Origin of the sequence: Microcoleus sp. S13C4 (assembly GCF_036700865.1) — a bacterium.
Lineage (GTDB): Bacteria > Cyanobacteriota > Cyanobacteriia > Cyanobacteriales > Microcoleaceae > Microcoleus.
Genome location: NZ_JAUBPS010000008.1, coordinates 36,528 through 56,076, shown reverse-complemented (window position 1 = coordinate 56,076; position 19,549 = coordinate 36,528). Strand labels below are relative to the sequence as shown.

Genomic DNA, 19,549 nt, shown 5'->3' with positions numbered 1-19,549 from the left:
ATGGTAGGGGAAAACAGGGTTCAAGAGAGAGAGATTAAACGGTTTTGAATTTGTGCTAATCCTTAATTACTATATTGTCAAGACGTAGATGGCTAGTTTTGGAGCGGTTTCTCAAACAGAGTTAGGGCGCAGGCGCCAAAAGTTGCGGCAGCAGAGGCGCGCTCGATTGGCGGCTGTTGTGTGGCAAATGCTGGCAGCGAGTGCAATGGCTGGAGGTTTGCTGTGGTGGATTGCTCAGCCGGCTTGGTTGATTGCCCGATCGGAACAAGTGAAGGTGGAAGGCAATCAGTGGCTGTCGGACAAGGCGGTGCGGTCTTTGGTGCCGCTGTCTTACCCGCAGTCATTGTGGGGGATTCAACCGCAGGCGCTGGCCGAAAAGCTGGAGTCAACTGGGCCCATCGCCAAAGCTAAGGTGACTCGTAACTTGTTTCCCCCGAGTTTGACTATAGAAGTGGCAGAACGCCTGCCGGTGGCGGTGGCGCAGCCGACAGCGGTGTTGAGATCGAACAGTGACAAGGAAAAAGTGGGGTGGCTGGACGCTCGCGGAGGTTGGATGCCGTCGGATAGTTATACTGCTGTACGATCGCAGAATAGTTCGATCGGGCCCGGCAGCATTCCGGGAACGCAGCCTCAGCGTTCTTTGCCAACTTTAAAAGTCATCGGACCTGTGGAACAGTATCGCGCCTCTTGGCCGCAGTTTTACCAAGGACTCAGCGGCTTGACGGTGAAAGTGTTTGAGATTAATTGGCAAGACCCGAACAACTTGATCTTGAAAACAGAGATCGGTACCGTACACTTAGGGCCGTACAGTTCCAGGACTGCGGAGCAACTTAAGGTTTTAGACCGAATGCGACAATTGCCAAAACAGCTAGATTCAAGCAAAATAGCCTACATTGACTTGAAAAATCCTGCTTCGCCGATCGTCCATTTGCCAGAACTCCCCCCCAGTTTGGAGAGTTCCACTCCCGCACCCACTCGCACCCAGAATTGATCCTCTGTCAACAGAAGGTAGAAGGTATCGATCGGCCGGCAGAATTTTTACCCCTCCTGAACAATACGCAGGGCTTGAAATAAGGAGAGTTTTTTGATATCCCTCCCCGTCTGGAAAAAACAATCAGATTGTTCTTTCCATACCGATGCGGGAACGGCTAGTATCCCTTTTTTTTCCTTCTGCGTTGCGTACAAGTGCCTTGATGGGGTCAAGCACCTTGATGGCGTCAAGCGAGGTCTGGGCTAGCGAGACCGATCAAATCCGAGATTGCTAACATTAAGCATTGATCAATGTTAGTTTTTCGCGCAACTTAGCCTATAGTTGATTGTGAATTGGCGTTTAGTTAACAAGCTGTAATCTACTATCCCCGACTCTAATGAAGCTTAATAATAGACAGGGGTCTGACCAAGACAGTCCCCCTTCGGAAGAAGTAAAAAATTTTCCGGTGGCTGCAGATTCCGCCAATCCGTTTAGACGCAAGTCTGGTTATGTAAATGTAGATAGTATTGATATCGATCCTATGGTCAATCCCAAAGACATAATGCCCAGCAGCGCTGCCAAAATCAAAGTAATTGGCGTCGGCGGTGGTGGGGGCAACGCCGTTAACCGGATGATTGCTAGCGAGGTTTCTGGTGTCGAGTTTTGGTGCGTGAATACGGATTCCCAAGCTCTGGTTCTCTCAAATGCTCCGAAACGCTTGCAAGTCGGACAGAAGTTGACGCGCGGTTTGGGGGCGGGGGGCAATCCGGCGATCGGTCAAAAGGCTGCGGAGGAATCTCGCGACGAGGTTGCTAATGCTTTGAATCACGCGGATTTGGTATTTATCACAGCCGGCATGGGCGGGGGTACGGGCACGGGCGCGGCTCCGATCGTGGCTGAGGTGGCTAAGGAAATGGGCGCCTTGACTGTGGGCATAGTGACGCGGCCTTTTACGTTTGAGGGACGGCGGCGCACCAGCCAAGCTGAGGAAGGGATTGCGGCTTTGCAAACCCGGGTGGATACGCTGATCGTGATTCCTAACGACAAGCTGCTGTCTGTGATTTCGGAACAAATGCCGGTGCAAGAGGCTTTTCGAGTTGCTGACGATATCCTGCGCCAAGGGGTTCAGGGTATTTCTGACATTATTACTATTCCCGGTTTGGTGAATGTTGACTTTGCTGACGTGCGGGCAGTAATGGCGGATGCGGGTTCGGCTTTGATGGGCATCGGCGTGGGTTCTGGCAAGTCGCGGGCTAGGGAGGCTGCGATGCAGGCTATTTCTTCGCCTCTGCTGGAAGCTTCGTCTATTGAGGGCGCTAGAGGTGTGGTGTTTAACATCACTGGCGGTACTGACATGACGTTGCACGAGGTGAATGCGGCGGCTGAGACGATTTACGAGGTTGTCGATCCGAATGCCAATATTATTTTTGGAGCTGTGATTGACGAGCGGCTTCAGGGCGAAATTAAGATTACTGTGATCGCTACTGGTTTTTCGGGAGAAGTTCCGTCGCCTCCGGCTCCGGGGCGGACGCAAAATGTTAATGCTCCTTGGCGGGCTGCCACTGTGCCGACGACTCCTGCTCAACAGACGCCCGATCCGAAAGCGAAACCGCCGCAGGATTTGGGATTGGATATTCCTGAGTTTTTGCGTAACCGTCGCCCGCCTAGATAAATGTGGATTTGGGATTTTGGATGGCGGATTAAATCTCAAATCTCAAATCTCAAATCTCAAATTTCTAGGGTTTGGCCTGGTTCGGGTTCGAGGAGTTGGGTGGATAGTCCCGATTTTGCTAGTAAATCGCGAAATTCGGGGATGCTGCCGATCGATCGCACTAACATTGGTAAAATGCCTGTGGCTCGGATGTCTCCCGCCGCTGTAGGCAGGAAAAACCGAGGTTTGAGAGTTTGGGCGAGGCCGAGGGCTTCCGAAGGCCCGATGATGACTTGTCCGAGGAATGGGAAGATTTGACCGATGACTGGGGCGATGGCTACGTCTACTGTGTCTATTTTCTGTTTGACTTTTTCTAAGGGTGGCAGGTGCGGTTCGTAATAAAGTGTCTCGCCGCTGCTTAAATCTTTGAGCAAATAGCCGTTTTCTTCTTGTCCCGGCCCGATGTCTGCCCCGGGTACGGCAGTAATTTGTAACTTTTCTTTAAAATTTAACTCTTGCCAATTTGCTAAAGATGTGATACTGGTGTAGCCTAAACTTCTGAGGACTTTGGCGGCGGTGGGTGAGGCGATCGCGGGAATTGTGCGATCGAGCAGTTCGAGTGTTGGTCTGTGACAGTGGTCGTCTAATCCTTGGGAAATCAGGATGAGGTCGATCGGCGGTAAGCTGCTGGGAGTGAAGGCGACAGGGGTGTTGTGGTAGGCGGTGAACAGCCAGGGTTGACCGTAAAATACCAGCGGATCGACCAGCCAGGGATCGACGAGGATGGTTTGGCCTGCGATGTGGAAGATCCAAGAGTTGAGGTCGATTCGGGTGATTTTCACAGTTGTTTGCAATAATTCTTTACATTGGTTTTAATCATAGCTAATTTTGTTTGGGAATTTTAACCGCAGATCAGGGCGGATAAGCGCTGATGAACGCGGATAAGATGGGATTTGTCTGGGGAAAATAGGCGTTTATCTGCGGTTGAAAAAAGATGATTAAATCGAAGATTCCTGTGGCTTTGACGGTGGCGGGTTCCGATAGTGGCGGCGGGGCCGGAATTCAGGCGGATTTGCGGACTTTTGCGTTTCACTGCGTGCACGGTACGAGTGCTTTGACTTGCGTGACGGCTCAAAATACTTTGGGGGTGATGCGAGTTGATGCTTTGTCTGCTGAGGCTGTGGCCGCTCAAATTGAGGCGGTGGTTGGGGATATTGGGGTGCACGCTGTGAAAACTGGGATGCTGCTGAATCGGGAAATTATGGTGGCGGTGGCTTCACAGGTGGAAGCTTTGGGAATAGGAAATTTGGTTGTCGATCCAGTGATGGTTTCACGATCGGGCGATCGATTGATTGATGAGGGGGCGATCGCGTTTTTGCGGGATGTTTTGATTCCTTTGGCTGCTGTCGTGACTCCGAATCGGTTTGAGGCTCAGATTTTGAGCGGTTTGGAGATTGTTTCTCTAGACGATATGCGATCGGCGGCGCAGCAGATTTACCGTTTGGGTGCAAAGGCGGTTTTGGTGAAAGGTGGCGGGATGAAGGGGGATTTGCGGGGAATTGATGTTTGGTTTGATGGTACGCGGTTGGATGTGCTGAAGACTGAGAATGTTGATACTGGGAATACTCACGGGACTGGTTGTACTTTGAGTGCTGCGATCGCCGCTAATTTGGCTTTGGGGAAAGATTTGTTTACAGCGGTGACATTGGCTAAGGATTATGTGACTACTGCTCTCAAATATGCTTTGGATATTGGGGAAGGTCAAGGCCCAGTAGGGCATTTTTTCCCGCTTTTACTTAAATAAGAAGTCATTGGTTATTGGTTATTTATTTGTTGCTCGCTTGGGCCTGCTAACAACCAATAACAACTGTCAACTGTCAACTGTCAACTGTCAACAATCAGTTAATTTCTTAATTTTTCAGGCGATAAAGCGATCGCCACCAAGTCTTCGATTTTCTTAATATTCGGATCGCCGGCCAAATAACCAATCCCTCGGTGCAAGTGCAGGCGAAATTGTTTGGCTAGAGTTTCTTTTTCTGTGCCTAAATTGTCTTGGTGACACCGCTGCTTGAGGGCAATTATCAGGATATCAGCCATGTCGCCGCCGAAGACATCCCAGCTTAATTCGACGTTGCTGTCGCTGGGAATTGGTACTGGCGATGGGATGCTGGGTTCGGCGAGCGATCGGCAAAATCCCCACCTGCATAAAATATTCCACTGATCGATTTTGGTCGATCGTTTCAGTTTTGATAGTTGGTCTTTGCCTGTTTGGGAGAGGCGGATGCGATCGAGTGGTGGTTCCATGAGTTTGAGAGTGTTTGGTATATTGTAAAAAGTGTTAATATTGGGGAAGCAAAGCCTCTAGATAACTAGAAATAATTAACATTTTTTTACACGGCGCGACTTGATAAAAAGGTTGTTTTTTGGTATTCTGATTGTAGTAGGATTTATCCTTAATAATGGGATGGTGGCAAAAATAAAATTTTCGCAACCATCCCATTATCCTATATATACTACCGCAACCCCAGGGCAAAGTCAAGGGGTTGCGGCTATTTTTTAGGGCTAATTTTTATTCCCAGAAGTAACCTTTTTCGACGGTGGTTTGGTGTTTGGCGGAGTCGTATTTGAGGAGGTAGCTGTGGGCGATCGCCTCTAATTCTTGGAGTTTTTCGTATTCTACTTTCCTAATTTCCGTGTCGGTAGAAAGCAGGATGACTTGGTGGCTGGCCGATGGGAAATAGCGTTCCACTAAGTTGTTTCTGTGGGAGGAGTCGAGGCGACCCAAGGGAGTGTCGATCGCCACTGGCAATTGTCTCCCGGATACTCTGGCTAATCCCCACAAAAAGGCGATCGCCAGCAATTGTTTTTCCCCGGCTGAAAGTCGGTGTTTGGGTACCGGTTTGCCTTCTGGATCGTAAATGGAGAGGCTAAATGTTTGAGTGTCGATCGCAACTCTGTGCACGAGGTCGGTTTTGTGCAACAGGTAGCGGAAACAGTCGGTAATTTCTATTTCGAGTTTGTTGAGTTTTTTGAGGGTGAGTTTTTCTTTAAACAGTTTCAGGGTGGCTTGGGCTTTGGCGATAGAAGCGATGACGTGTTGGCTGTTTCTGATGGTGATATATTCGCTGCTGTAGTTTTCTAGTTCTTTTTGGTTTTTGGCTAATTCTCTCTCTAATTCATCGACGCGGCGGTTTGCTGATTCCAAGGCTGCGGCTGCGATAGCGACTGCTTTTTGGGCTTTTCTGACTTCTTCTTCTAGTTTTTCGTAGGCTTCGGGGGAAGCTGCGGCTGCGAGTTGTCTGTCTGTAAAGTCGATTTCTGCTTCGATGCTTTTGATTTCTTCTATTTGGTCGCGGGCTAGAATTTGCTGGGCTTTGATTTTGTAGCTAAGGAGGTTTTCTAGTTGCTGGATGCTTTTGTTGTCGGCGTTTATCCAGGGCGGAACGTCTGTTCCCGCTTGCTGCTCGAGTTCTTGGTTTTCTTGGCGGATGAAGTCTTGAATTTTATCTAGCTGTTGGGGATTTAAGGAGATTTCCGCGATATAGTTGAGAAGGCGATCGCTTCTTTGTTTGATAACATTTTGGGCAATCTTTGCTTGCTGCTGGCTGGCTTCTGTGTCTGCTTGAATTTTGGCTTCACTTAGCAAAGGCGAAATCAAGGCTAGTGGTAGCGTATTTGATGCCAATTCCATCATGGCTTGACGGCTTTTTTCTGCCTGATTTCTGTAGTCGTTTAGCTGTCTGTCTAGTTGACTGCGATCGGCGGCAATTTTCCCGCCTTCATAAATAAACTTTTCTGATGCTTGTTGCTGATTTTTTTGAGATTTATCTAATTCGTTTTTAAAGCTGGCTTGTTCTTGCTTAGCTAACTCTATTTCCTCAGAAATTTTCTGAAAAGTTTGTTCGATTTTTTCTAAAGCAGCCAAGTCTTTTTTGCCAGCAATTTCTTTCCGCTTGCGGCCGGCTAATATCTCTAAATCGACGGCGAGGCGTTCTGCTAATTCTAAACCTAAAAGAGATTTAATCGCCCCGACGACAAACTCCGGCGGTGTTTCGAGTTCTGCGAGTTCTTTTACTTGTTCGCCGTCAAACAGAAATAGGTTGGATATTCCGACTGGCAAAAGGGTTTCGATGTATTCGTCCCAGGTGTTAGTAATTGCTTTGTCCGACCACCAATCACTGACTATTTCGCTGTAGATAAGAATGCTTAGGTTGTCTTTGATATCTAATTTTTTCCAGTATCTAACTATTTTGAATTGAGCTAATTTGTCATCTTGGACTTGTTCAAATGTTAGTTCGACGCGGGTATCTTCTAATTGGGGTGTGTGGCGGTTGACGCATTGATTGAGAAAGTCGCTGTAGCTTAAATTGCCTCTAGTGGAACATTGGGCTCGGCCGCCGTAGAGGGCGAGGCGAATGGCGTCCATGAGGGTGGTTTTGCCGCCGCCATTCATGCCGCCAAATAAAATGACTGGGCAGGGATTTCCGTCTTTTTCGGGGCGGAGATTGATGGTTTGGGTGCCTGCATAGGGGCCGAAGTTTTTGAGGACGAGTTCGAGGAATTGCATTGTAGATGTAGATGTTGTTGGTTGGTGGGGGGGGCGGTTAGCAGCGGATTTTGTAGCGGATTTAACGGATGGGCGGTTAGCAGCGGATTTAACGGATGGGTGGTTGGTGGGGGGCGGTTAGCAGCGGATTTAACGGATGGGTGGTTGGTGGGTGGCGGTTAGCAGCGGATTTGGTAATCAGCCACTAATCATCCGTTACATCCGTTACAAAATCCGTTGCTAACCGTCCCCCCCTTTGCTACCAATCGATGACATCTGTTGAATCTTCCTCTTGGTTTTCGGGCTGAATGCTGGAACGTAAGGGGAGTTCGGCATCTGTTTCTTCATAGGTTCCTGAACTTCCTCTTGTCCAGCCCCTGCCACTTGTTTTCGGCGTCCACAAGTATGGTTGAATGTGTTTCTGCCAACCTTGTACAGATTTTGGTGGGAGGATGCGGTGATATTCTAATTTGCTACGTCCAAAGTTTATAAATAAACCTACTTGCGCTCCTGTAGCTGCTACATAAGCTATTATTTGAGCTTTATCTTTATCGGTCATTGGATAATTTACGGCTTTATCCTCTACTACAATACCTTCATTCACCCAATGGTCTAGATAGAGGATTCCCATCCAAACTTCACCGTCGTAAATTTGTCTGGGATACTCCATTTCTGTTGTTAAACCGGATTCTATCATTTCTGCATCAAAGGCTCTTTGGTAATGTTTTTCTCTTAAACCTTTTTGCGTCCTTCGGTGTACTCTCATTGCACAGCCGATGATGCTGTATGTAAGATCCTGATGGGGAATATTAGGATTAATCATGGTCGTAAAAATTTTGTAATTTCAACGATGAGGGTTGGGTAATAATCAGGTTAATTGACAGCCTATGGTATCCGATCGCTCGGCGGGGTGGCTGTCAATAAGTTTGGGTTTAACCGCAGGCTAGCGCGTGCTAATCGCTAGGTTTTTCCTCTCCTGAATTGGGCGGTGAAAATTTAATATCCGCCCAAGATAGCTGTCTGCTTTGATTGCTGTTGCTTTCGAGTTCTTCTTTAAGTTTGGCAATATCAACGGTATCGTTTTTGGCGGAACTGTTTGTTTGGGCGATCGCATCTTTGAATTGCTGAATGTTTTCCGTCGGATTTGCTTTAATATCTTCCACCGCTTTTTTTAAATTGCGTTGATAGTGGGCGTTGCCAATCGCTTCTTCCTTCGATCGCGAACTGGTTTCAAAGCATTTGTCCAAATCGGCGTAAATGCCTGTACGGCGGGGCTTCGTGTAGTATTGGCGTTCTGTATCCAGGAGTTTTGCCATCAATTCGAGGTGCATTTTATCCTCGCTGCAAATCTCTTCGATCGCAGTCCATTCATCGCTACCGAGGAGTTTTCTTTCAGCGGCGGGACGGGAATCTTCAAAAGGTTCGCCCGTAACTTCTTCGTAAATCCGGGGTAAAGAGTCGTCGAATTCGTGCTTTTCTTCCAGCCAAATGCGGCGGATTTCGCTAAGTTCTTCAGGAGTAATTAAGGTGATATCGCGCATTTCTAGGGGGGCGGTTTTGCGGACGTGGGTTTGTGCTTCCAGGACTCGTCTCAGCCAGTGTTCTCGCCAGAATTTGGTGTAGGGCCCTGGGATGGGTTCGACGGAGGTTGTGTCGTCGCCCATGTTGCGTTCAAACAGTTCTACTCTACCGTAGATGCGGCGGAAGTCTCTTTTTGGGTGATCGTCTGGAATGTCTAATTCGTTGCGAATATCGAGTAGAGGCTGCATCCATTCTTTTTCCTCATCGTTTTGAATCATTGCCTCCATAGATTTATCTTGGCTTACCATTGTGCAAACCCAGCAGCCAAAGCGAGAATTTCCACAACTAGGGGTGGAAGTATCAACCACTAGAGGACATTCATTGTCTGCTGTCGCACCTCGATACATAGTTAGCAAATCTTTATTGTTATTTCCCCACGGATTATCCCACTGCATCAAGTAAAGCCACACTTCATCTGTTCGCCAGTCTTCAATGGGAAGGTAAATATAAGAGTTAGGGCGAGTGGGATTAGCATTAAGGCGTTCGCTTACCCGCCACTCCCTATGTTTAGCCATATTTGCGGCGCGTTTAGCACTTTCAGCCTTGCGAGTACCTAGAACAAGAATTGCCTCGCCGCTAGTTCTAATTATTTCACGAATAAAAGAACCGGTTGGTTGTATTTTTAATCGTTCCGTACACCATCTAAATCGGTTTCTAGGTGCTGGGTATCCTTTACCTATTAAGCACGCCCAAAATGTATCTTGAACGGCTGGATAAGTTAAATGAGTTTCTATTGGCATTCCCTGTTCTTGGGCTGCAACTTTCATCCGTTTTAGAGAATTATGTACTCCAGCAGCTACTATAGGGTTTTCTACCAGTGTATCATTTGTTAAAACATGAATTTTTTTGTGGCGTTTCTCAATGGGTAACTCTGCAATCGCATACCAGACAAGCTGTAAGACTGCCGAACTATCTTTGCCACCACTCCAACCGATTACAAGTGGGAGTTCATCTTGACAATAAAGCTCTTGAATTTCCTTTTTCAAAATTTCTATGTCTGCCATTAAATCGCCAATATTGCGGGGCGGAAATAGTGACATTTGTTGTAAATCATTCATTTTCTAGATCTCCCTTTGGATTTTAAAGTAAACACATTTTTGCGATGCCACTGAAGCGCATCTTTTCTTGGATAATATTGCTCGGAATTCGGCAAAAGAATAAGTTCGCCGTGAAACTCTTTCATTAATCTAGGGTGTGGTGAGTCCTCTTGTAAATCACTAGCAACTATAATTTGATAACGATCGTCCACAGCAAACCATCCTCGATCGAATGCCCAATGATGATTTTTACATAATGATAGTCCATTATCTACTCTATTATCATAAAACTCTGAGAATGGCTTTATATGTGCACCATCTACAATACTTTGACTAAGTGAACGAGTGACTTTTAATCGACAAAAAGCACATCGGTAATCATACAAATGCACGATAGATTTCCGAAAAATCGCCTCTCTAACCACAGATTTTTTTAAATACACATTTGGTTGTCTATCTGTATTACCCGATTCAATAGTATCTAATTCATCCAATGTTGAATCTTGGAAAGACTGGTTAATTTTTAAAATATCTTCAATTTCTTTATGCGTAGATGAAAACCATACCGATATCAGTACATCTATTAATTCTTTTCGGGCATTCCTATCTTGCAAAAGACTAAATAGTTCATCATCAATTGTGGCACTGTCAACAGCTTTTTTTAAAGTATTGATTGTTTGAGGTCGCCCTCCTTCATATTGTTCGCTAAATTTAAGATACCAAAATCTAGGTTCTTTGTTTTTTAAGTGATAAAACGGAAGAGGAAAAGAATCACCCTTTAAAGGATTAGAAGTCAGCGCCGACCAATTTTTGTTGAAGGTGTTAATTAATTCCTCGGAAATGGTAATGTGGTTCTCGTCGATCAAACCTTGTGCAATTAAATCAGTTACAGACAATAGCAGTATTGGCTGATTTAGAGCATCTCCGCGTTGTTGTGTACGGTTGACATTAAGATTTGCAAAACAATTGCGATAATAAGCTAAATTTTTATATTCTGACTCCTGCCCCGTACTCACTGCTCCCTCCTGCTATGATTAAATATAATCTAGTCTTAAATTTTACACGATTTTTCAAAAGCTTTATCCATTGTGGCACGGGCGTCCCGCCTGTGCCACATCTGCGGTTTCCAAACCCAACCGATTTTTCAAATAATTAGTCATCCAACTAACACTCGCCCTCGATCGCGAAATCCCCCCTTTCAACAAAATCCCTCCCTCCCAATCAGGATGAGAAATCGACCAATCAACCTGCTGCAAAAGGCTCAAACGTTCCTCCCAACTCTCAGGAAAAACCGACAGCAAAGCGGCCCCAACTTCCCCCAAACTCTCAAGCACAACACTGTGACAGTGTACGCAATCCCGGCGCATTTCCCCCGCCGCAACTTGCTTGTGCAGAACTAATTGCCAATCTGGAATAAAACTGCTAACCGCATTCCAATAACTAACCGCCAGTTGTATTTTTTGAGCAAGTTCTTCCTCTTTCTGTTCTTTTTTGGTGCGAGAACCAGAGGGTTTTGCCTGTTCGCTGCGGTGAATATTACACAGCAAAGCCATGATAGCACGATCGATCGCACTCAGCGTAAACAATTTGTGCGATCGCCCGTTCAAACTCCCCTTCTCCATCTCAGTCAAACACCGGAAAACCTCAACCTGCTTAACAACAGCCTTCACCACAAAAGCGCGATCGTCCCGGTGGTTGTAAAGTACACTTAGCGACGCCTCCAAAGGAACTTGAAAACCGTTCAAATCAGCAAACATCTGCTGCGATTTTTCCAACCCAACATCGAGAAACAAAATCAGCGCCACCGTCTCATATCCCAACTGCGGATTTTCCCTCAAAGCCATCTCAAAAGCCGCCCGGCGATGCTGTCCGTCATTAATAGTAAACTTAGCATCCATCGGCACTCGCAAGCGACCGATTTTCCGTTCTTCGGCCTCATTTCCCACAGCTTCAAAAGTAATATCCGCATCAATCGAAGCAGCAATTGCCCCACAAGTATAACTTGTAGGATTCTTAACAAAATACTCAGCTATTTCGGGAATCCTAGCTTTGTTAAGCGCGCGTTTCGCCCGCATAGACGGCGGCAAATCTTCAGATTCAAAAGGAAACAATTTCGGCAAAAAACGCACCGGACACATCGACACGTAATATTCGCGGCCCGCTTGAATTCCCCGGATGACCGGCAAAATGTATTCAAAGGAAGGAGTAGACATATTTTAGAATGGGGCATTGGGAATGGGGCATGGGGCATGGGGCATGGAAATTAAGCATTAATAGCTATTGATTTTTTGCCAATAGTATGCTATTGACGTGGGATAGTAGGGCATAAATTAAGTATTTCACAATGTTTTTTTAAAAACAAGTGTTGACATAAACTTTAATATATGATATTTTTTGAAAAAATAGCATTTCTATATAAAAACCGCCAATGACTATCAACCCAGCGGATGACCTCGCTAGCAAGATTTTAGAAAAAGAAAATAGCGACAGACAGGAAATCGCACTTTTATTAGATAATTATTTAGGAAAAGACGATCGCATTTTCGTACAAAAAACCCAGATGGGAAACAGCGAAGCATACATAGGGTCAGTAACCCTAGAATGGTTAGACTCTCGCGTCCGTTTCGCCTCCCAGATGCCGCTTTTCCGCCAAAAATTCGACCTCCAAACCAACAACATCGTCCGCGACGACGAAACAATTGACGAAATTATCCAGCGTCCCTTAGATTGGTCGCGCCAAGCAGCCCTCACTCAATACTTAGCAGCCCGAAAATCGCACAAATTCCCCGCAGTTTTAGTAGTCGTCAGTCCCCCGTGGGTAGACAATCCTTTAGCCGAGGAATGGGATAAAAATGGCGTAGCAACCAAATCCGCTACTGAATTTACATCCTTTGATAAAAACGAGAACTTAGGGCTTTTGAATGTCTCTCAAAAAGTCTCTATTTATGCCTTAGACGGTCAGCATCGGCTGATGGGAGTTCAAGGTTTAATGAGTTTAATTAAAACCGGAATCCTGCAAAGATACAACAAAAATAAAAAACCTGTCGGCGCTGCAATTACTCTGGAAGATTTAGCAGAAGAGTATCAAATCGACCCCGAAACAGTGTATAAATTAGCTCACGAAAAAATCGGGATTGAGTTTATCCCGGCGGCGGTAGCGGGGGAAACGCGACAGCAAGCACAGCGGCGCGTGCGATCGATCTTTGTGCACGTTAACTTAATGGCGGTAACGCTGAGTCAGGGCCAGCTAGCATTATTGAACGAGGACAACGGATTTGCGATCGCAGCCCGAAAAATTGCCGTCACCCATCCCTTATTAAAAGAACAAGAAGACAGAAACCCCCGCGTCAATTGGGACAGCGCCACAGTCGCAGCAAAATCAACGGTGTTAACCACATTGCAAGCGCTGCAAGATATGTCCGAACGGTATTTAGAATACAAATTCCCTCATTGGAAGCCGGAACGAAAAGGTTTAATTCCCATGCGTCCCGAAGATGAAGAACTGAAAGAGGGAATTGAGGAGTTTAAAAAATTGTTCGATCATTTAGCAACTTTACCCAGCTATCAAAGAATTGAAAGCGGCGAAGAAACGACTGAATTGCGCCGATTTAGTTTTGAAAAGCCAGCGGGCGAGGGAAATCTTTTGTTCCGTCCAGTCGGTCAAATTGCTTTAGCTAATGCTTTGGGAATTCTAGTATTTAGGAAGAAACTTTCCCTGAAATCTATTTTCGACAAACTCCGCAGATTCGATGTGGATGAAGGATTTAGCCACATGGACAATCCTGAGTCGGCGTGGTACGGGATTTTGTACGATCCGAACAAAAAGCGAATGCTAGTTTCTGGAAAGGATTTAGCGACGAAGTTAATTGTATATTTGGTGGGGGGAATTCAGGACGATATGGAGCGAGCTCATTTGCGGCAAGCGGTGGCGGAAGCGAGGACTTTTGAGGATAAAGCTATTAGTTTTAATGGCCGGTTTGTGCAGCCGCAAGAGGTAGGATTGCCGCCGGTGCTGAGCTAAGTTTCTCTTGGGCAAAGTCCACAGCGACGAAGACTGATAAAGCAGGAAGCAAATGGGTTTTGTATAATTGAATCTGCACCTTACCTAGAACCAGATTATGACCATCGCTGAACAGATTTACGCAATCGTCAAAACCCTTCCCAAAGACCAAGCCAGCGAAATTCTCACTTTCGCTGAATTCGTTTTTGCCAAGCACCTGAGCGCAAACCAACCAACAGACACCGTAGACTCTGCGATTCCTTGGACTGAACTTGTTTTTTCCCTTGCTGGAACTTGGGCAAAAGATTTTCCATCCCTAGAAGATATTCGTGCTGAATCCGGACAAGACATCCTGCGGGAGAGTCTGTAAATGTACGTTTTGGATACCAACACTTTGATCTACTATTTCAAAGGTCAAGGACAAGTTGCTCAAAATCTTGCTAATGTTTCTCCCCCGGAAATAGTCGTTTCTACGATCGTCCTTTTTGAGTTGCAAGTCGGCATTGCTAAATCCAATTCACCGACAAAACGCACACAACAACTTCAGGAATTTTTGAGCAGAGTTAACGTTATTCCTTTCGATCGCGATGCTGCTCTTGCGGCTGCTACAATTCGCGCCCAGTTGGAGCAACAAGGTACTCCCATCGGCCCGATCGATGTTTTGATTGCAGGGACAGCCTTAGCCCTCCAAGCGACTCTCGTCACCCACAATGTCAACGAATTTTCTAGAGTTTCGGACCTCGCAATCGCAGACTGGTATTGACTAAAAAACTTCTCACAATCTAGCTTCCTTTAACAAAATAAGTTCGGCTCCTACAGGCAAATGATCGGACTCAGTTGCCTCCAAAACCGAACTCGATTTAGCACCCCAATGCTTTGAATACCAAATATAATCAATCCGGAAAACCGGATAATTTAATCTCCAATTCGACCTTTTTACCAAGAATTTAAGTTCCCAACCCTGAGGCCAGGTAAAACCAAACCCAAATCCCGATTTTCGGAAAGAATCTTGCATGACTTTCTGCACCATGTCATAGTCTTGAGTTTCGTCTGTCATGTTAAAATCGCCCGCGACAATTACTGGCAGGGTTTCTCGCTCAACTCGCTGCACTAAGTCTTGAATTTCAGGCGATCGTTTGTCATATTTGTAAACTGGAATTTTGATAAAACCTAATTTTTTAGATATCTTCAACCACGGCCCGGTAGCTTGCATATTATAAATCACTACTTCTTGTTCGTTAAATTTAATAATTGCCCGCTGCTGCGTTTCTGGATGGCCGGCTAAGTGCAGTATTTCGCTGGATACAATCGGATATTTACTGAGAATTCCTACAGGGGGAGTGCCAATTTGATAGGGGTAGTCTGCTTTTAACCAGGTGAAAGCTCTTTCGGTATGTTTCCTAACGATTTCTTGTAAAAAGATAATATCTGGTTTTTGCTGGTTAATCAGTTTGAGTAAAGTAGGTGACTGAGTTTTATACCAACTGAGGTTATGAGATAAAACTTTGATGCTGTGCTGCGAATTTGTGATGTTTATTGCTTTGGGGCTAAAGTATTTCATGTGCAGCCAACTTATTAGGATAATGCAGGCGATCGCAGAAATAATAGTGAACCATCTTTTTTTGATAATTGACACTCCGATGATCGGAAGCAAGAAAATTGGGAATAAAATTAAGGGGCTAAAAGTGCTAATTAAGGCAATAATCCACAGCCGATCCCAAAAGATTAGTTTGAGAAGGAAATAGCAGATAATAAATGCTGAGTAACTGTAAGCAAGAAATTTTGCAGCTTGCTTTAAGCATCTCTTGATTATATCTTTTGGGATGTGCTTCATTGGGAACCTATTAAAATAAAAACTTGCTTAAATCGAATTCTTCATTTGACCGATGTTGGTTGTCTCTTTCTGAAATCAAAACCAACAAAAGGCGATCGGTATAATCCGCCGCCCCCCGCAACTCTTCGCGTAAAATTTCCAGTCCACCATTAGCATATTCTTCAAAAATTTGCAAGCGTTCTGCTTCCAATTTTTCGTCGAGATGAGAGAGAATTTGAGGATTTTTGGTTTCGGCGATCGCAATTAACTTAATCGCCATATCGTAACCCCTCGATACAAAGATATCCACATCTATCGCACCGGGTTCTCGTTTAGAAATTTCCCCCAAAGGCGATCGTTTTTTCCGCTGCTTTCCCAAGGATGCGGCGAAGGCTATGACATCGGCGTAAGTCTGAAAAGGCCCGGAGTTGTTATCCGATAAAGTTAAGGATTTGACTAAATCGGCTTTATCTTTAGCAATTCTAATTTTGTTAGCAGCCATGGGGATTAATATGTAATTTTTAAGTGAGTCATTTGATAGAGTAACCGCAGATTTAAGGCAGATAAACACAGATTAACGCAGATAATTTTCAGTATGTCCGCAATAACATAATTTTTTGGGCAAAACCTCCTCTGGCTTCCCGCCGCTTCATTTTTTCGGCCAAAAGTCGATCGCCCGAAATGCCAAAACTCGCCATCACCGCATCTATCACCTCATACAAATCCGCCAATTCCGCCACCAAATCTTGCTCATCAGCCTCTGCCGCTTCCCCCGCTTCTTCAATCAATTTCTGCCGCAAAGCTTGACGGTATTCTGAATCCGACAAAATTACAACCTCGCATTCATTCCCACTTTGGCGAATAATTTCAGGAATGCGATCGCGCACCAACTTATGATACTCTTTTTCCACGTCAAACTCCTTTCAACCTTGACTAAAAGTTTGAATCAACCAGCGATTAATTTCCCCATCATCTTGCGTTTGACTCCGATTCAAAGCTTCCTCAACTAACCGGATTTCCAGCCCCGGTAAAACCCGCGACTCTTGAATTCTCCCGCTACCTCCGCCATTAATCGCAAACGCAAAAACCTCCCGCGTGTGTGCACGTTCAACCCAATATTCACTAATTCCTGCGTCTTCGTAAAGCAACCGCTTGCCGCCTAAATCATCATTAAAAGAAGACGCCCCAATTTCCACTATCAAATTAGGCGGGTCGTATTGATTTAAATCAACAGCAGAATTGCTATCATCAGGAGGCACTCTTAAATCTGAACCGATGTAGTAAGCTAAATCAGGTTGAAACTCGCCGATACCTGCTTTGCGAAAACTGGTGTTAGTAAACTGAACTACTCGGATATTTCTCAATGTTGCAAACAGAATAACTACACAGGCCATAATTGAATTTTGACGCCCGTGCAATGGCCCTACTGGTGACATTTCTACCCTCATGTGTTTTTGATAATAATAAAACTTGCCCTTTTCCCAAGCTGAATCGTCAACGAAGGCTAGAAACTCTTCCCACGTCGCCTTCACCCAAATATCCGTTTCCAAAACCTGCGTAATTGCCGAATTAGAAGCCATAATCCACCTCTACAATTTCCGTATATTCAAATTCATTGGGACTGCGCCTAACTAAAGGATAGCGCGTCCCGCCGAGTTCGATCGCATCTTCTTCACAATCAGCTTTCGGAGAATTGTACACCAGCACGTATTCCCTACCGGTGCAACTTTCCATTTCTTGAGCAACTTCTCCGCGCCACTGAGTTTTTGTTACCAAAACTACCAATTGATTCGCCAACTTCGGCAGCTTATTTGCAATTTGCTTGCGATAAATCTCGTCCAAACTACCAAAGGGAGAATCCATCACAATTGGAAACGTACTGCTATCCGGGCCCATCAAAGTATTCTTTTGACTCCACTCCCGCACACCGTCAATAATTCCGCCGATAAACGATAAACTGAGAATTTGATTTTCTCCTGTAGAAGCTGCCACCAAAGATTCTTTGCCCGACGTATTTTCTACTAGCGTCAGTTCGTATTTATCGCTCAACTTGGGGATATAAGGAGTAAAAGAAATTTGACTAAAAATATCTTGCACCCGCTTTTCCAACTGAGAACAAAACTGTTTTTCTAAGCGCGATCGCACTTCAGTTAGGCGATCGATCGCATCCTGAGTCGCAGCAATCCGGCGCTGGGCTAATACTTGCCTTTGCTCATTCAGTTGCTGCTTATCGATTTGCTTGTCCAAAGCCGACACCTGCACATTCAAACTCTCAATCTGCTGCTGGTTAGAGCCTGTTTCCCGGTGCAAATCGCCAATTTTGGCCTCAATTTCATCCAAGCGCTTTTGCAAGCGGCTGACATCGCCGTCAGGAAAATTTCGCAGCTTGTTGTGAATATCGTCTAACTGCGTTTCCACCCGAGAAAGTTCGGTTCTGTCGCGGCTGATATTGCCTTGCTGTCGGTCAATTTCCTCCCAAAAATCAGCCACTTGTTTATCAATTTCATTTACCCGATCGCTAATCCGAATAGTTGTTTCTTCCACATCGCCAACACCCGCCTTATCCATCCAACCGCTAACCTGTTGGTGAGATTCAGAACCCTCCACTAATTCCGCACCGCAGATACACCGCTGCTGCGCTAATAACTCTTCCAAAAACGGCCGCTGAATCCCAGAAAGCAACTCACCTTTTTCCCGCAAATCCCCGACTATCACTTCAAATTCAGCCGCCGCCCCTGACAGAAATACCCCATAACCCCGCAGAGATATTGAGCGTTTGAGAGCATCTGTAGCCTGTAAAATTTGTTGCTTAAATAAATTTTTCTGGATTTCCAATTCATCTCGCAACTTTTGTAAATCTGCAGCACCGCTAAGTTCCAACAAGTTACCATTAACTGCTTTTTTCAACTCCCCTTGGTTCACCAATTCCCGCTCGATTTCTACTTGTCTGCTCGAAAGTTGCTCAGCTTCTTGCTCAATTTTTTGCTTGTCTTTTAAAAGTTTCTTGGTTTCAGCATTCCCAATTATATTTAAATCTGTCTCTAGAGATTTTTTGGCTTCTCCTAAATGCCGGAGCGATCGATTCAACACTTCCACCCCCAGCAACTCTTTAGTAGCTTCCGCAATTTCGGCCTTCTTGTCATAGCGGACAATTTGCTCGATTCGCTCCCCATCAAAAAAGAAATATTTATGTAAACTTTCCGGCAAAATCCGCCCGATAATATCATCGGGATGCTGCTCCGGCTTCAGCCACAGACCGTTATCTTTTGCTACAGTCAGAAACAATTCATCCTTGCCATGTTCTACACTGTTTTCACTTTTATAAGCACGACGAATTCGTCTTGCTTGGTAGCGCGTGCTGTCGTGTTCAAACACAATTTCCGCCCAACAACCTACGGCTTTTCCCATTTCCGCCTCAGCCAGAGCGCGCTTGTTTACTAATTGTTCTTCCGCCGCAAAAGCCGCGCTAAATTGTCCGTAAAGTACCCACGTAAAAGCATTCATTAATGCCGTTTTTCCCGCGCCGTTATTACCGTGAATTACTGTAATATTTTGCCGACCCCAAGCTAGTTTAATTTCAGGACTTTTGCCGTAAAATTGACGAAAATTGCAGAGAGTAATTGAGATTAACTTCATACAATTGCTTCTTTAATGATTTTTAAAATGTCATCGTTAATGTGGCGGGGAGCTCTCATGTACAACTTATCTTTTTCAAGTTCCAATACCCGCTCGATAATTTGTCGCACTTCGGGCGGCGCGCTAGTAATAGGTTGCTGTACGTCGCTGAATTCCTGATGAGTTTGATAAGAAGAACGCTTTTCTGCTAAAATGCTTGTCGGTAAGGCTGCGATCGCACTATCTTCATATCTAAATGCCATAATCAGATTTTCATGCAGATTTTCAGTCATTTTTTTTCAATTATTAAAACTAGCAACTCAAACTGCGATCAAA

The 19,549-nt window shown here is 45.3% G+C and carries 19 protein-coding genes; 6 read left to right on the top strand and 13 right to left on the bottom strand.

The window, feature by feature from the left end:
* The first annotated feature begins 88 nt into the window (after window positions 1-88).
* Window positions 89-991 (top strand): FtsQ-type POTRA domain-containing protein, encoded by a 903-nt coding sequence (locus QT996_RS05845; RefSeq protein WP_333045204.1) that lies wholly within the window; start codon window positions 89-91, stop codon window positions 989-991.
* A gap of 376 nt (window positions 992-1,367) precedes the next feature.
* A complete protein-coding gene (gene ftsZ / locus QT996_RS05840; protein WP_333027130.1) occupies window positions 1,368-2,642 on the top strand; it encodes a cell division protein FtsZ in 1,275 nt (424 codons plus the stop codon).
* A gap of 56 nt (window positions 2,643-2,698) precedes the next feature.
* Here ftsZ and QT996_RS05835 read toward each other — a convergent pair whose 3' ends face one another.
* The gene (locus tag QT996_RS05835) at window positions 2,699-3,463 is read right to left on the bottom strand and encodes an MBL fold metallo-hydrolase (protein ID WP_333045202.1); all 765 of its coding nucleotides are present in this window, start codon (window positions 3,461-3,463) and stop codon (window positions 2,699-2,701) included.
* A 152-nt stretch (window positions 3,464-3,615) separates the two neighbouring features.
* Between QT996_RS05835 and thiD the strand changes: the two genes are divergently transcribed.
* Window positions 3,616-4,425: a bifunctional hydroxymethylpyrimidine kinase/phosphomethylpyrimidine kinase gene (thiD, locus tag QT996_RS05830; RefSeq protein ID WP_333045201.1), complete on the top strand. Its 810-nt coding sequence runs from the start codon at window positions 3,616-3,618 to the stop codon at window positions 4,423-4,425.
* Window positions 4,426-4,523: 98 nt separating this feature from the next.
* Here the strand turns inward: thiD and dndE are convergent, their stop codons facing one another.
* The 6 genes from dndE to dndB all read right to left on the bottom strand — a co-directional run bounded on the left by dndE (window position 4,524) and on the right by dndB (window position 11,998).
* Window positions 4,524-4,925 carry a DNA sulfur modification protein DndE gene (gene dndE, locus QT996_RS05825; RefSeq protein ID WP_172191399.1) on the bottom strand — a complete coding sequence of 134 codons (402 nt, stop codon included), beginning with the start codon at window positions 4,923-4,925 and terminating at the stop codon, window positions 4,524-4,526.
* 265 nt (window positions 4,926-5,190) lie between these two features.
* Window positions 5,191-7,188, bottom strand: a complete 1,998-nt coding sequence (gene dndD / locus QT996_RS05820; protein WP_333045200.1) for a DNA sulfur modification protein DndD — start codon at window positions 7,186-7,188, stop codon at window positions 5,191-5,193.
* Window positions 7,189-7,426: 238 nt separating this feature from the next.
* Window positions 7,427-7,990 (bottom strand): GxxExxY protein, encoded by a 564-nt coding sequence (locus QT996_RS05815; protein ID WP_333045199.1) that lies wholly within the window; start codon window positions 7,988-7,990, stop codon window positions 7,427-7,429.
* 130 nt (window positions 7,991-8,120) lie between these two features.
* The gene (gene dndC / locus QT996_RS05810) at window positions 8,121-9,806 is read right to left on the bottom strand and encodes a DNA phosphorothioation system sulfurtransferase DndC (protein ID WP_333045198.1); all 1,686 of its coding nucleotides are present in this window, start codon (window positions 9,804-9,806) and stop codon (window positions 8,121-8,123) included.
* A complete protein-coding gene (locus tag QT996_RS05805) occupies window positions 9,803-10,801 on the bottom strand; it encodes an HNH endonuclease (protein ID WP_333045197.1) in 999 nt (332 codons plus the stop codon). Before QT996_RS05805 ends, dndC begins: the two co-directional genes overlap by 4 nt.
* Window positions 10,802-10,864: 63 nt before the next feature.
* Window positions 10,865-11,998 carry a DNA sulfur modification protein DndB gene (dndB, locus tag QT996_RS05800; RefSeq protein ID WP_333045196.1) on the bottom strand — a complete coding sequence of 378 codons (1,134 nt, stop codon included), beginning with the start codon at window positions 11,996-11,998 and terminating at the stop codon, window positions 10,865-10,867.
* 215 nt (window positions 11,999-12,213) lie between these two features.
* On the opposite strand from dndB, the gene QT996_RS05795 reads away from it, so the two are divergent.
* The 3 genes from QT996_RS05795 (at window position 12,214) to QT996_RS05785 (ending at window position 14,548) form a co-directional block, all read left to right on the top strand.
* Window positions 12,214-13,806 (top strand): DGQHR domain-containing protein, encoded by a 1,593-nt coding sequence (locus QT996_RS05795; protein WP_333045195.1) that lies wholly within the window; start codon window positions 12,214-12,216, stop codon window positions 13,804-13,806.
* A gap of 97 nt (window positions 13,807-13,903) precedes the next feature.
* The gene (locus QT996_RS05790) at window positions 13,904-14,155 is read left to right on the top strand and encodes a DUF2281 domain-containing protein (RefSeq protein WP_333045193.1); all 252 of its coding nucleotides are present in this window, start codon (window positions 13,904-13,906) and stop codon (window positions 14,153-14,155) included.
* Window positions 14,156-14,548, top strand: coding sequence for a type II toxin-antitoxin system VapC family toxin (locus tag QT996_RS05785; protein WP_333045192.1), 393 nt, complete (start codon window positions 14,156-14,158; stop codon window positions 14,546-14,548).
* 12 nt (window positions 14,549-14,560) lie between these two features.
* Here the strand turns inward: QT996_RS05785 and QT996_RS05780 are convergent, their stop codons facing one another.
* From QT996_RS05780 to QT996_RS05755, 6 genes are all read right to left on the bottom strand, one after another.
* On the bottom strand, window positions 14,561-15,421 hold the full coding sequence (locus QT996_RS05780) for an endonuclease/exonuclease/phosphatase family protein (protein ID WP_333045191.1): 861 nt from the start codon (window positions 15,419-15,421) through the stop codon (window positions 14,561-14,563).
* Window positions 15,422-15,629: 208 nt separating this feature from the next.
* Window positions 15,630-16,100 carry a DNA phosphorothioation-associated protein 4 gene (locus QT996_RS05775; protein ID WP_333045190.1) on the bottom strand — a complete coding sequence of 157 codons (471 nt, stop codon included), beginning with the start codon at window positions 16,098-16,100 and terminating at the stop codon, window positions 15,630-15,632.
* A gap of 88 nt (window positions 16,101-16,188) precedes the next feature.
* The gene (locus QT996_RS05770) at window positions 16,189-16,509 is read right to left on the bottom strand and encodes a nucleoside triphosphate pyrophosphohydrolase (protein WP_333045188.1); all 321 of its coding nucleotides are present in this window, start codon (window positions 16,507-16,509) and stop codon (window positions 16,189-16,191) included.
* A gap of 12 nt (window positions 16,510-16,521) precedes the next feature.
* Window positions 16,522-17,178 (bottom strand): Uma2 family endonuclease, encoded by a 657-nt coding sequence (locus QT996_RS05765; RefSeq protein WP_333045187.1) that lies wholly within the window; start codon window positions 17,176-17,178, stop codon window positions 16,522-16,524.
* The gene (locus QT996_RS05760; protein WP_333045186.1) at window positions 17,168-19,234 is read right to left on the bottom strand and encodes an AAA family ATPase; all 2,067 of its coding nucleotides are present in this window, start codon (window positions 19,232-19,234) and stop codon (window positions 17,168-17,170) included. The genes QT996_RS05765 and QT996_RS05760 overlap by 11 nt, the downstream gene beginning before the upstream one ends.
* Window positions 19,231-19,506 carry a hypothetical protein gene (locus QT996_RS05755; RefSeq protein WP_333045185.1) on the bottom strand — a complete coding sequence of 92 codons (276 nt, stop codon included), beginning with the start codon at window positions 19,504-19,506 and terminating at the stop codon, window positions 19,231-19,233. The genes QT996_RS05760 and QT996_RS05755 overlap by 4 nt, the downstream gene beginning before the upstream one ends.
* Window positions 19,507-19,549 lie beyond the last annotated feature (43 nt).

Bases quoted from the DNA above. Each gene is read 5' to 3' on its own strand.
- QT996_RS05845 (WP_333045204.1), top strand. From the start codon at position 89: ATGGCTAGTTTTGGAGCGGTTTCTCAAACAGAGTTAGGGCGCAGGCGC.
- ftsZ (WP_333027130.1), top strand. From the start codon at position 1,368: ATGAAGCTTAATAATAGACAGGGGTCTGACCAAGACAGTCCCCCTTCG.
- thiD (WP_333045201.1), top strand. From the start codon at position 3,616: ATGATTAAATCGAAGATTCCTGTGGCTTTGACGGTGGCGGGTTCCGAT.
- dndE (WP_172191399.1), bottom strand. From the start codon at position 4,925: ATGGAACCACCACTCGATCGCATCCGCCTCTCCCAAACAGGCAAAGAC.
- dndD (WP_333045200.1), bottom strand. From the start codon at position 7,188: ATGCAATTCCTCGAACTCGTCCTCAAAAACTTCGGCCCCTATGCAGGC.
- QT996_RS05815 (WP_333045199.1), bottom strand. From the start codon at position 7,990: ATGATTAATCCTAATATTCCCCATCAGGATCTTACATACAGCATCATC.
- dndC (WP_333045198.1), bottom strand. From the start codon at position 9,806: ATGAATGATTTACAACAAATGTCACTATTTCCGCCCCGCAATATTGGC.
- dndB (WP_333045196.1), bottom strand. From the start codon at position 11,998: ATGTCTACTCCTTCCTTTGAATACATTTTGCCGGTCATCCGGGGAATT.
- QT996_RS05795 (WP_333045195.1), top strand. From the start codon at position 12,214: ATGACTATCAACCCAGCGGATGACCTCGCTAGCAAGATTTTAGAAAAA.
- QT996_RS05790 (WP_333045193.1), top strand. From the start codon at position 13,904: ATGACCATCGCTGAACAGATTTACGCAATCGTCAAAACCCTTCCCAAA.
- QT996_RS05785 (WP_333045192.1), top strand. From the start codon at position 14,156: ATGTACGTTTTGGATACCAACACTTTGATCTACTATTTCAAAGGTCAA.
- QT996_RS05775 (WP_333045190.1), bottom strand. From the start codon at position 16,100: ATGGCTGCTAACAAAATTAGAATTGCTAAAGATAAAGCCGATTTAGTC.
- QT996_RS05765 (WP_333045187.1), bottom strand. From the start codon at position 17,178: ATGGCTTCTAATTCGGCAATTACGCAGGTTTTGGAAACGGATATTTGG.
- QT996_RS05760 (WP_333045186.1), bottom strand. From the start codon at position 19,234: ATGAAGTTAATCTCAATTACTCTCTGCAATTTTCGTCAATTTTACGGC.
- QT996_RS05755 (WP_333045185.1), bottom strand. From the start codon at position 19,506: ATGACTGAAAATCTGCATGAAAATCTGATTATGGCATTTAGATATGAA.